The 11,953-nt window shown below is 40.3% G+C and carries 9 protein-coding genes; 3 read left to right on the top strand and 6 right to left on the bottom strand.

Going from position 1 to position 11,953, the window contains the following annotated elements; genetic code table 11:
• Positions 1-271: 271 nt before the first annotated feature.
• The 6 genes from RM368_RS36600 to RM368_RS36575 form a co-directional block, all read right to left on the bottom strand.
• Entirely contained in the window at positions 272-811 is a 540-nt protein-coding gene (locus tag RM368_RS36600) for a hypothetical protein (RefSeq protein WP_069068817.1), read from the bottom strand.
• Between the two features lie 21 nt (positions 812-832).
• Positions 833-1,381 carry a GNAT family N-acetyltransferase gene (locus RM368_RS36595; protein ID WP_322698597.1) on the bottom strand — a complete coding sequence of 183 codons (549 nt, stop codon included), beginning with the start codon at positions 1,379-1,381 and terminating at the stop codon, positions 833-835.
• An 89-nt stretch (positions 1,382-1,470) separates the two neighbouring features.
• The gene (locus RM368_RS36590) at positions 1,471-2,166 is read right to left on the bottom strand and encodes a hypothetical protein (RefSeq protein ID WP_322698596.1); all 696 of its coding nucleotides are present in this window, start codon (positions 2,164-2,166) and stop codon (positions 1,471-1,473) included.
• A 370-nt stretch (positions 2,167-2,536) separates the two neighbouring features.
• On the bottom strand, positions 2,537-3,520 hold the full coding sequence (locus tag RM368_RS36585) for a tyrosine-type recombinase/integrase (RefSeq protein WP_322698595.1): 984 nt from the start codon (positions 3,518-3,520) through the stop codon (positions 2,537-2,539).
• 80 nt (positions 3,521-3,600) lie between these two features.
• The gene (locus RM368_RS36580) at positions 3,601-7,047 is read right to left on the bottom strand and encodes a plasmid replication protein, CyRepA1 family (RefSeq protein ID WP_322698594.1); all 3,447 of its coding nucleotides are present in this window, start codon (positions 7,045-7,047) and stop codon (positions 3,601-3,603) included.
• Complete coding sequence (locus tag RM368_RS36575; protein WP_292720546.1) at positions 7,044-7,220, bottom strand: hypothetical protein; 177 nt, start codon at positions 7,218-7,220, stop codon at positions 7,044-7,046. Before RM368_RS36575 ends, RM368_RS36580 begins: the two co-directional genes overlap by 4 nt.
• Positions 7,221-8,079: 859 nt before the next feature.
• Between RM368_RS36575 and RM368_RS36570 the strand changes: the two genes are divergently transcribed.
• Genes RM368_RS36570 through RM368_RS36560 form a run of 3 tightly spaced genes read left to right on the top strand, consistent with a single transcriptional unit; the run spans position 8,080 to position 11,924 of the window.
• On the top strand, positions 8,080-9,522 hold the full coding sequence (locus RM368_RS36570; RefSeq protein WP_322698593.1) for an NB-ARC domain-containing protein: 1,443 nt from the start codon (positions 8,080-8,082) through the stop codon (positions 9,520-9,522).
• Positions 9,507-11,465: a protein kinase domain-containing protein gene (locus RM368_RS36565; RefSeq protein ID WP_322698592.1), complete on the top strand. Its 1,959-nt coding sequence runs from the start codon at positions 9,507-9,509 to the stop codon at positions 11,463-11,465. The genes RM368_RS36570 and RM368_RS36565 overlap by 16 nt, the downstream gene beginning before the upstream one ends.
• Positions 11,466-11,498: 33 nt before the next feature.
• A complete protein-coding gene (locus tag RM368_RS36560) occupies positions 11,499-11,924 on the top strand; it encodes a hypothetical protein (protein ID WP_322698591.1) in 426 nt (141 codons plus the stop codon).
• Positions 11,925-11,953: the final 29 nt, after the last annotated feature.

The raw sequence follows: 11,953 nt of genomic DNA, 5'->3' as shown, positions 1-11,953 counted from the left end.
GACGACAAGTGTATAGATTCTTCATGCATAGATGAGGGGGAGAAAAGGGGTTGCCCTCGGCAACCCCTTTTCTCCCCCTTAAAATGATTATCATTCTTGATAAATACTGTCTTTTGTTTTTCTTGGAATAATTTATTCTTTGGAAGTCCCTTAATTCCCAGCTATTGAATAAGAGTAATGCGGCTAAGACCGATGTAGAGTAACCTCTGCTCCCGCGTTCGCCCCTTTGATAAATTTGATTGAATTTGACACGATATTATTGTGATTATATTTACGCAGAAAGTTTTCCGGAAAAATCCACTTGAGACATAACTTGTGTGCGTATTGAATTCGCAGCCTTCTCTGCAATTTCTTCTCTATCAGAATCAGTAAGAACTACTGCAAGTAAGGATTTTAGAGCTTCTCGGTTAGATATAAACTCTTCATTGTATAAATCATCTTGCAACAAAGTAGCTTCCAAGTGAGGTATTAGCTCAGACGAAGGGGATAGCAACCGCTCTTTAATGCGTGCCCTTGCAGTTTCTGTTGCAGAAGTTGTACCTATACCTAAATCCCATGTTTCAATTATTAGCCTGACTTCGCGGTTGAGAGATACACGCAGCGTTGATAGGCGGCCAAATAAAGGAAGGTTGAGCATTAAAGGTGGTAATGCATTACCCCAATCCAAACCAGCGCCAATAGTGCAATTTGCTTCATCTTCGATGCAAACAGCCTCTTCGAGCCATCCTTCACCAAAAAGTAAATCTATAGCTTCTTGGGTTGTTATTGACTCGTTTGCCTCAAAATTATCCTTTTGCTGTTGATGATTCATAAATTTTTACCCGCTCGAACTTTATCTTCGTCTCAATACACCATACTCAAAGTAAACTAAATTCTCATATTCTTCTTCCGAACCGCAGTTCAACATGTTTTGTTTTTCGTAAAATCCTTCAGACCTTGGTAAGGAATGCAACCCAACTCTACCTTCATACCCTAACTCAACACTTCTAATTCTTGCGAAATTTAACAGTGCTTGACCAACACCTTTGAATTGAGGTGGGCGTTGAATCTCGATTCGGTTAATGGGGGCAGTGGCAATGCCATCAATATAAACTAACCTCTTACCAATATTCAACCGAGAACCGTGCATTTGTGTTTCTATTATCATCAATCCTTGAGTTTTGTTTTCGCACTCAACTGCGTAACCTTCAAGATTTTGTTGATTGCCAATATATCTTAATTTAAATATCCAGTCCCAGTATTTATCTTCTTGACTAAATAACCTTAATTTTTCGACCCACTCATTAACATAATCCTCAACATGTCTTTGTTCTAAATCTACCAAATATGCTTCAACAGTTGTATTATCAAAACCCCTTTTTAATTCGATTTTTCGCTGCACCTAAAGCTCCTAATTGTCATTATCTGCAATCACTCTATTCGGCGGGCGAGTCAGTGTAAATTCCGAAATTCTTGAAAAGAATAAAATTACTAACTTACCGGATGATAAAATCCCGTATTTTCGTTAAATTCCCACCCAATACCGGATCTATCTTTGCCCTTACACCATGCTACAAAAAGCGGTGGGGGGAGTTTAATTCGCTCCTTGCGTACACTTTCTTCACTTACACCAAGCCTCTTGGCCAAACCTTCTTCAGTTAACGGTTGCATTCTGGGAGTATGCACTTTGAATGATGAATTATTGTAATGCGATTTCTGTCCCCGCTTTTGTTGGTTGTTGAGATAGTCTTGAATTTTAATGATCGCCTCAGCCAACTGTGTCATTCGGGCATACATCTTCTCCACTTTTTGTTCTAAATTGGCGAGATTATCAATTGCTGTAGTTTGATTGCTATTAGATTCATTTGAAAACTCTGAATCGAGCTTATCAAGTCTTTCGCAAATAGCTCTTATCATTTCATTAGTCGAACTACTGTGATTTTTATTACTTTTCACTAAGTACTTCTCTACACTTGCCTTAATCTTTGAGTCTAGGTGTTCGTCTAAATCGTTACCACCTGTTGTATCAACCTTATCTTGGGAATCGCCTAAGTAGAGATCGATAAATTCGAGCAGTGTGGCTGTTGCGGTCGTCCCTTTTGACTTACAACGGGCGATAAACTGCTCCCAAATCCTTTGGTCACAGTTGAAAGATGCCAGCTTTTTTTTACGCCCTGTATTGCTCATGTTCACGTGTCATCTAGGTAAACTGGGACTGGCCACGCTTATTAAATCGTGTAATTTATCATGATGAATTACCTTGATAGTATCATCGCCAAATGCCTCAGCGCATTCCTCAAGCAATGCCTTTTATGAAGAGATGCTATCGCCAATGGTAGCCATTGGCGATAGCATCTCTTCATAGCGGTTACGCTGGGAGCAAATAAATATAGACATCACCCCGTAGAAATTCCAGCATCAATCTTCTTCGCCAGAGACTGAGTATTAAATATCCTCAGTGATGACGCTAATTGCTGAAAATACTTATACAGATCACTAAACCGAAAAGAAGAGCGATCGCATTTCAGAGCCAGGAAGTATAGAAAAAGTGTAGAAACTACATCAATAGAGAAGATTTTTTCCTCTGTCCTGGAATAGTCAACTTTTGGACAGCACGGCGTTTAGTTTCTTCACCGCGACGGTCATATCTGGCAGTCTGGTCACTGTTTGCGTGTCCAGCTAACCTTTGGACTGTAGAAATGTCTTCACCAGCATCGAGCAACTCTGAAATGAAAGTCCGCCGGAAATCATGAGCAGAGAAATTAGCAACAAAGGCTTGTGCGCCACGTTTTTGCAAAATAAATAGCACTGCTTGAGAGGTAAGTCGTCGCCGCACTATCCTTGAGCCTCTGTTGACATGGCACAGCAAGGGGCCTGCCTCGTACCCTCGAAGCAACAACCAATCCGAGACGACAGTTAGACCACTTTCAGGTAAGTACACAGTCCGATCTTTGCCACCTTTGCCAGCACGCACCTGTATTGCCCCGGTATTCTCTTCAAAGTCGCTCAAGTCTAAATTCACCGCTTCAGAGCGGCGAACTCCAGATCCACGGAGTATTGCAAATATTGCAGCATCTCTGTAACCAGTGGGGGTAGGGTCATCAAAGCAGGTTTGCATCAATTGGGCGATTTCTTCTGCCGTGAGAACACGTCCCCGCAATTGCTTGGTGACTTTAACGTTGGGAATGTCTACAGCACGAGCAAAATCAACAGCATCCATTATCTCTAACCGCAAGGCTTCTTTTAAAACTCGCCGCAAAGCAGACAGCACTTTGTTGACATAAGCTGGTGCATATTTTTCGCTCAACACAGAGCGGATAGCCGCCGTATGTTTGTAGCGCAGTGCTGCCCAGTTTAAAGTCATCGCATCACAACTTGAGTTGGTTAATAATCGCGCGATCGCATTGAGAGCTTGGCGCATAGCTGGACGTGAACCAGGGGAAAGCGTCGCCAAGTAGACTTGGGCGGGGTGTTCGATCAAGGGAACGGGAGAGGCAAGGGCTAAGGAAGAGGAGGTACTGTTTTCAAGGGTTTCATGCATTTACTTATCGGAACGTGTCTTCTTATAAGCAAGATTCTGATAAGTAATTGTCTCATAATTGCGTGCATGTGATGCTGACTTTACCCCTCAACAGGCAACACATCTTCACTTAGCAAGGCATAAAATTCAGGGACTTGATCCTCGACTCGCCGCAGCTCATTCGCTGCGATCGCTTCAAGTTCCAGCACCGTCTCCCAGCGCAAATCCTCGACCCATCGCTTAAGGATGCCTTTAATTGCGTCTACTCCACGAGAAATACCAGAGCGAAGTATTTCTACGCAGTGGAGTAAGGTAATCCGATCGGTCGGAGGCGACTCAAATTCGGTAGTATCCTCCCCCTGGCAATGGGAGTTCCCTATAGCATCAAGGGGGGGTGTGGATACGGCCTGCTGATTGGGGTTTACATTATATGCAGCAGGGGTTTGAGCAGCATAATAGGTTCGATTTTCTTTTTGATTACGCTTCTCCACGCGATGAGCAATTACATGCATTGCAAATTCTAATTCCTCTTTAGATAAAGAGAAAAGTTTCACCTGTTGACCTCGCTTACCCTGCTTACGGAAGGTCAACTTTAACCCCAACTGCTCGACTAAAGTTCCTAGCAACCAAATAGGCTTACAGTCACTAGGGATAGTAAACCCAAGAATTGCTTTGATGTGAGCAGCACAATGTATAGCGATCTCCGTCATCTTGAGTAAGGTGGAATCGTCGGCGGTAAATTCCTCACCCCTCACTAAACGTTTAAGAATCTGATGCAGCCCCAGGTTAAATCTAGCAAGCCACCGTGCCGAATAATTGCCCCAGTCCATGCACAAAGGTAGATTGTCGCGTTCGGCGCGGTCTTTTTGGGTGACAATTGTTGGTGGGGTAAGATAAGTTTGCCCAGTTTTAGGGTCAGTAAAAGATTCTTCGGCTGGGGCTAAAATGGCCTCAAGTCCGGCGATTGCTCTAATTAAGCGGCCACCTTTATCCATTTCTACCAGTGATTCGGTTACTTCGATGCCGTAAGAATCAGAAATGCGGAATTTTTCACATTCAAAAATCTCGCTAGGGTCAAGGTAATCTTTGCTCTGACGGGCACGGTACTCACTAGCTGTAATATTCTTGGCCTTGGCAACAGCCGAATTGTGGGCACTATCCAAAGCTTGTGCTGCTGCTTTAAGACTTTCAAGAGATTGAGGATCTGAATCACTGCCCACATATATAAATGTATTGCCCATTTCTGTGAGAAGCGATCGCAAGTCATCACGCAGATTATTGAGAGAATAGTGGCGGTTAGCCATAATTTGGCAGTAAGCCTCAAGCGCCCAATCTTTCTCGGCTCCGCGCTTACCCGTTTCTCTGTCAATCCGCAACAGAAAAGCTGTCATTTCATTGGTTTGGAGCAAGCGCTCTTTAATCTTGGATGCGTTTGTATCTTGGTAGCCAAAGGGAGGACGCGGGGCCACCCAAATATGAAACGGGACTTTTGGACGATAACGGTACAGTTGTTGAGCGCACTCAGTAGCGGTTTGGGAAACGCCGTGAAAGACACCAAATACCAAGTCAAAATGATACTCAGAAATATCGACACCAGTCCCCAAGCTAGGGGAAGTGAACAAGGCATCAAAGTTTTTGACGGCGTTGGTGATGTCTTTGATGAAAGCGACATTTTCATCACTGCCAGAATTATCTGAATGAACCGACCAAATGCGCCATTTTTTTTGTGTATGTGATTTTTCGGAGTTAGATTCTTCGTACTTGATAGTAAAGGATTTGTCGAGTTTTTTGATGAAACGCTTACTGTCACTTGCAACCATGACTTTCTCACCAAGCATCAGTGCTGCCGAAATCTGGGCAACTAAGGCGCTTGAATTGCTGCCTTCGTACCAATATATAGTGCGTGAGCCATTTCTCCATTCATTTTTGACGATGTAAGGAATTTCACCTACTGGTCGCATTGCCCGAAAGAAGTCCACGGTTAAATCATCCATGTGTGCGTCGGCAAGGACAACCAGTGGTGCGTTGTATACTATATATTCCAGTACCTCCAAGATTGCTGCACGGTGCTGTTTACACGTATTACTGTGTAGTAGGTGGGTAAGGTATTGGCAAGCCTCATCTATAAATATGCAGCCATAAATCAGCGCTTGCGTATTGAGTTTATGCAAGCTGTCAATGGTAATACTAAGGGCTTGGGCTTGAGCTAAACCTGTGTAACCCAAGTCTGAATACATCGCAGTTTTCAGGCGTAAGCTTAAATTCTTCAGCAGGTTGACGCGATGCCCGTTGTTGAGGAACCGAGCGTCGGGGTTTTGGTCACGCCACCAGCGCATAAGTTCAGTTTTCCCTGTACCCATGTCGCTCCACAGTACAACCAATCCTGATTTGGGAAAATTGAAGGTAGGGGATTTCTTTGATTTGTCTGAATCAACTCCGCCAGAATTGGTAGACTCCTTCTTTCTTTGATGTCCTTTTATAGATGGTGTGAAAAGTTGTTCCTTTTCAAGATCATAAAGCTCAGGCAATTTGCATTTTTCTTCAAGAAGAGGAATGCACAAAGCCTCAGAGAGATACTTGATATTAATAGTGACATCCGGTTGGTACTTGCTTAACCCCCATTTTTTCGCCCGATAGGAGCGCTGGTAATCGGCAAGTGATTTGGCATCGTCTATAATTGCAGTTAGTAAGACATCAGCATCTTCACCGCGACCAACTACGAAATCATCAACACCTTTCTCTGGCCCCGGCAGTAATGCAACTTCACATTCAGAACCAGCCGATTCGATTGCTTTTGCAGTCCGAACAGTGGCTTGAAACACCGACCATCTGGTTTTAGAAGAAGTTTCGTGGTCAAAAAGAATTATGAACTTGCGTCCCGCCTGAGCCATTGGTACTAAGTCAGGATGCAACCGTTCATCAAAATCTTGTTTGCCCACGCGCCCGTTCCAAATTCCTGGGAGTGCGATCGCTACAAACCCCAGACTCAGCAAGCAAGCAGCTTTTTTTTCCCCTTCGCATAAGATAATTGGAATCTCTGGGTGTTGCTTTATCCACTCCCAAAATATTAGTGGATTGAGTTGATCCAGCAAGCGCAATGCTAAAAGCGAATGATAGCGCTTAATTAAATAACGCTTTGCAACTCTGTCCCAGATAGGGTTAGCGACATCAAAGTAGGTAACGCGGTTGGGGGTTTTGGGGGGTGATTCGTACTTAACTGGCTTGCCTTTTTCCCAATCAATGCGAGGGAAGTTGGGCTTAATTCTTCCCCATTCCATCGGTTGCCAGTTTTTGAATGGGTCAAGTGACTGAATCCACGTCCCACCCAGTAATAGATGCTGATATTGCCTTATGTATCCATCTGTTACCCGACCCGCATTCTTACGTGGGATTTTATCAGATATGAACAGGAAATCATAAACTGATTCTCCCTCTACATGGAAAAAGTTGCACTTAATCAACGCCGGATGAATGGCGCTACCAGCGAACAACTCATGGTATTCCGCTGCCGTGAGATTGTTTGGATATTCAGTTGGAGAGGCATTCATCGGTTCTCCCCTCGGAATTCCTTAGAGAGAACTCTTTCAAGCTGCGAAACTCTTGCTCTAGCCTGAATATTCCGAAAATTTCCCTTCGTCACAGCACAAAATTGCCGTGCGAAAGCTGCACTCGACCCCATGCGCTCTAACACTGCGCTCTTGGGGCGTTCTCTGTTTGTCATGATATTTTCCCCTGATAACTCGGTTGACAAGTTCAGAGGGGGTTGCATCAGTTATCAGTTATCTAATCTTGGACTCTACTCCCAACTGATAACTGGTAACTATTATTCGCGCTACTACTGCTTTTAACTACAAAATTCGGGATATTTCTTAACCAAACTTAACTTTACCTAAAATTTATGAATTTCGACAGCAAAAACACACCGCAGGGAATGGACTTTCCAAGCGGCAGACCCTATAATGGATCTGGTAGCGCGGTAAAAACTCTCGGACAACTTAGTAGTCGCGCCAGTGGCCAAACTTTAGCGACAACTTATTTTGTTCCTTCGAGATGAAACCCGCTCTAGATCAATATGAAATTTGCAATACGCAGAAAGCGCGACTCCTTAGTGGCGCTTTCTGCATTAAGTTCTCGTACTGTTGTATCTTCACCTCCATGCCTCCTTTCAATTAGCTTGATTTTACAGAAGTTCTGGTCGTCCTATCGTCCTACTCAGTCGAGGTAAGAGCTTTCATTCAAATGTATTAGCAGAAGATATTTGGTTTAGGTTAAGATACCTAGACACAAGCTTTTCAAAACAAACCCATTGAGTTAATCAGTGATCAAAAATACCCGCAGGCGGTGTTCCTGGGTTGACGTTGGTCAACTTCTTTCACACTTTTATGCTCAAGCTAGACCGGATAATGTACTAGAGATGCGTTAAATCTCCCTATTAAGATGTAGCATTTAAATCAATATAGCCTAGAAAGGTAATTTGAGAACCTAGCTTCAGTTAATAATTGTGAATTTTGTAGATGTTTTAAGTATTAAGGAGTAAAATATAACTTTATGTATACTTACTTACGTAAGGGAAAGTCGGCATGAATTCAAGCCAAGTTTTAGACGTAAAAAGAGTATTAGCTGTATTAGAAGAACAAGTGTTTCAATCTACGGGAAGGTATTTAACAGAAGTAGAAAAAGTTCTTATTAGGGGAGTTTGGGATAGTAAAGATTATAAAGAGATGGCAAGTGATTCGGGGTATAACGCATACTATTTGCAGCAGAAAGTAGCTCCACCCCTATGGAGTATGCTTTCAGTAATTATTGGTGATGGAGTGAAAGTAACAAAAATATCTTTGAAATCTATTTTGCTTAAGCTAGCAAAGAGCGATTATCTGAAGGAAGAGGCATCCAGATTGGATAACGATAGTTTTATTGGCAATATTAGAATTTATGGGGAACTGCCTAAAATAAAATCTTTTTATGGACGAAAAGATGAAATTAACTATTTTAAGAAACAAATTACTCTCTTTAAAGAGCGCTGTATAGTTTTTACCGGAGTTGGAGGAATAGGAAAAACTTTCTTAGCCTCTAGATTGGTTGAAGAAATAACTTTTGATTCTTTAAGCAGTATATATGAATGTATAATCTGGAAAACAATTAATCATTCGTTGTCAATTGATGAGTTAATCATTGATTTAAATAAAACTTTTGAAGTAGACATAGAAGCAAGTGAAAACTCTTTTATAGATAGCATATCTTTACTATCAAAACAGCTTCACTTACATCGTTGTCTAATAGTAATTGATGGATTTGAAAAGCTATTGTTAGCAGATGACTTTGGAAAAAGATTACAATATGAAAAATTCCTTTTAAAACTTACAGAAGGGAAGCATGAAAGCTGCATTATTATAACAAGTCAGTTGCCTTTAAAAGAATTTGCTTCTGTGACTACAAAACTACCTATTCGCTCTTTTAAATTAGAAGGTTTAGATGTAAATGCTGGAATGCAAATATTACAAGAAAAAGGTTTAACTGGGCAGGAATGTAAGCGATTAATTGAAAATTATTCTGGGAATCCATCAAGTTTAGAAGCATTGGCTGACAGAATTAATCGCTTTTTTGAAGGGAGTGTGAAAACATTTTTTAGATATCAAACTACTATGATTGATCCTCAGCTTGAAACAATGCTACATCAGCAATTTGGACAAGTTGGACTTTTAAGTAATCTTCAAAGGCAAATAATGATTTATTTGGCAGAAGAAATGTCAGAAAACTCGACTCCCATTCAATTCTCTAAACTCATTGATAATTTAAAAGAGCGAGTAGATTTCAAATTGTCAGTTTTTGAACTAATAACAGCAATAGAAGTTTTAGAACAACGCTCGTTAATTGAAATTGCTGGTAAATCAAACAAACGAGAAGCTAGTTATAGTTTACAAGCATCTATTAAGAAGTATATTTTAGTTGATCCATTGGGATTAGTCCATAAAATACCAGATACAATACAAACAAGGGAAGTTACCTTGTGGGCTACTGCATAAATCCTCTTTGCATCCAACGTCATAATGCTGATAGCGCTGAAAATTGTTTAGCATGTGGAAATCCATTGATAATAAATGGGCGTATTCGTTTGCTGCGCCCGTTGCGTTCTTTGGAGCAAAATCCATATACTTACACAGATGTCTTTGAAATTGAGGATATTGGCACAGAAGAACATCCTCAGCCTCAAATAAGAATAATGAAAGTATTAAGATGGATTGATGATTCTAAGTTAGTTGAGCTACTTAAAAGAGAATCACTCATATTACAAATCTTAGACCATCCTGGAATTCCCAAGTCTAATAGGGAAGATTATTTCACATTTAGGCTGAATGATAATCTTCTAGAACTACATTGTCTAGTTATGCATAAGTTTGAAGGAGAGAATTTAACTCAGTGGGTACAATCTTATGGACGAATTAGCCAAGAAATGGCTTATGAATGGTTATTGCAGTTGATGGAGATTCTTGATTTAGTTCATCGGTCTGGTTTCTTCCACAGAGATATCAAACCAGAAAACATTGTTCATCAACCCGACGGGAATTTAGCACTTGTTGATTTTGGTGGAGCAAGACAGCTTAGTAGAACCTACTTTGCCAAAGTCAGTACCAGTGGAGGAACTACTACAGGATTCGGTAATGGTTACGAAATAACTGCTGTTAGGACAGCTTGTTACTCTCCCTTAGAGCAAATTCATGGACAAGCCGTACCACAGTCAGACTTTTACGCTTTAGGTAGAACTTTTGTTTACTTAGTCACAGGTATTTCTTTAATTGAAATCAAAATGGACGAGCAGACAGGAAGACTAATTTGGAGAGATAAAGCACTTCACATAGATAAATTTCTGGCTGATTTACTTGATGATATGATGGCTCCTTTTGTTGGGCAGCGCCCACAAAGTACTCAAATAATAATACAGCGTTTGGAGCGCTTACCTAATCAATCAAAGTTTAATCGAATAATTAAATCAAAGCCGTTTCAACTGAGTGTGTTTGTATTAGGTTTACTAAGTATTGTTGGTTTGATATATGCATCCCTACCTCTAGTAGCAAAATATTATTTAGATTCCGGTAAAAAAGCTTATAAAGAAAATCAAATTGACCAAGCTGAGAACGATTTTCAAAAAGCAGTATATTTGAATACTAGCTTAAAATACACAGTGGCAGATTATTTTTTAAATCAAGGTAAAGAAGCTTATAAAGAAAATAGGATTGCTGATGCTGAAAAAGACTTTCAAAGAGCAGTAAAGTATGGACATAATTTAAATAATTCAGTCTCAATTTTTTACTTTGAGAAGGGTTTACAGCATCAAAATAACCCTAAGATTGCTAGAAAAAATTACGAGCTAGCTATAAAGTACAACCCGAAAGATGATACTGCATATAATAATTTAGCAATTGCGTGTCAGCAGTTATATGACTATAATTGTGTTAACAAAACTTACGAAATAATTTTTAAGTTAAAACCTAATAAATGGGAATCACATTACGGATTAGGTGATTTTTATGATGGACAGGGAGAATATGATTTAGCAGAAAAGCAATATGAAATTGCTATTAGAAGTAGCGATCAAGCTATATTTGCTGTTGCGGCTTTAGCAAGATTGAAAAATAAAAAAGGGGATCATAGAGCAGCAGCTACTTTAGCTTTAAAAGGTTTGCAGAAGACTAACAATCGGGAATTACAAGCATCGCTGTATAAAGATTTAGGATGGGCAAGGTTAATGGAAAATAAGTTAACTGAAGCCGAAAAATATCTAGAAAAAGCAACAAAGTTAGATAGCGAAAGAACAGATGCATATTGTTTGCTATCTCAAATAGAAGAATCATTAGGTCAACTTAATTACGCCAGAGCTTATATAGATGCTTGTATCTTGACTAAATCTAGCCTACCAGAAGTGTTTCGCTGGAGACAAGAACTGCTAGATCGGATACTTGATAAATGATAAGATGCTCAAACAAATTATGTTTGTAAAACAATGAAAAAGCTGATGTTTTTTGGGGGAATGTGCTGTTTAACTTCTCTAATACTAATTCATCTACCATTGCTAGCAAATGTACCGCTCATAAGAGTAAGAAGAAATCAGGTTCATTGTGATCCACAAATGGGAAGGATAATAAGTAAGGGTCACAAGCACTTGTCAGCAGGGAGCTTAATTTGTAAAGGAGATACGATAGAAGTTGTGAATGGTGATTATGTAGAATTTTTATGCTTTAGTTCTGGAAACATTTTAAATTTATCTAGTGGAACTATTCCTCTTGATAAATGTGCAGAACCTGACGAAGCCTTATCCACTTGCAATCCAACCAATACTAATGCGTGTCACATACGAAAAGGTGGCACAGAAGGGAGCGATGAGCCAACAATCATTTCTCCTTATATAGGAATCATATTTGATTTCTGAAAAAGACTACGAGATAATACGGAGGAAGA

It is taken from the genome of Nostoc sp. DedSLP03, assembly GCF_034530815.1.
Taxonomy (GTDB): domain Bacteria; phylum Cyanobacteriota; class Cyanobacteriia; order Cyanobacteriales; family Nostocaceae; genus Nostoc.
The sequence above is the reverse complement of the archived record's forward strand: the minus strand, read 5'-3'. Positions and strand labels throughout refer to the sequence as shown.

Bases quoted from the DNA above. Each gene is read 5' to 3' on its own strand.
- RM368_RS36600 (WP_069068817.1), bottom strand. From the start codon at position 811: ATGAATCATCAACAGCAAAAGGATAATTTTGAGGCAAACGAGTCAATA.
- RM368_RS36590 (WP_322698596.1), bottom strand. From the start codon at position 2,166: ATGAGCAATACAGGGCGTAAAAAAAAGCTGGCATCTTTCAACTGTGAC.
- RM368_RS36585 (WP_322698595.1), bottom strand. From the start codon at position 3,520: ATGCATGAAACCCTTGAAAACAGTACCTCCTCTTCCTTAGCCCTTGCC.
- RM368_RS36580 (WP_322698594.1), bottom strand. From the start codon at position 7,047: ATGAATGCCTCTCCAACTGAATATCCAAACAATCTCACGGCAGCGGAA.
- RM368_RS36575 (WP_292720546.1), bottom strand. From the start codon at position 7,220: ATGACAAACAGAGAACGCCCCAAGAGCGCAGTGTTAGAGCGCATGGGG.
- RM368_RS36570 (WP_322698593.1), top strand. From the start codon at position 8,080: ATGAATTCAAGCCAAGTTTTAGACGTAAAAAGAGTATTAGCTGTATTA.
- RM368_RS36560 (WP_322698591.1), top strand. From the start codon at position 11,499: ATGAAAAAGCTGATGTTTTTTGGGGGAATGTGCTGTTTAACTTCTCTA.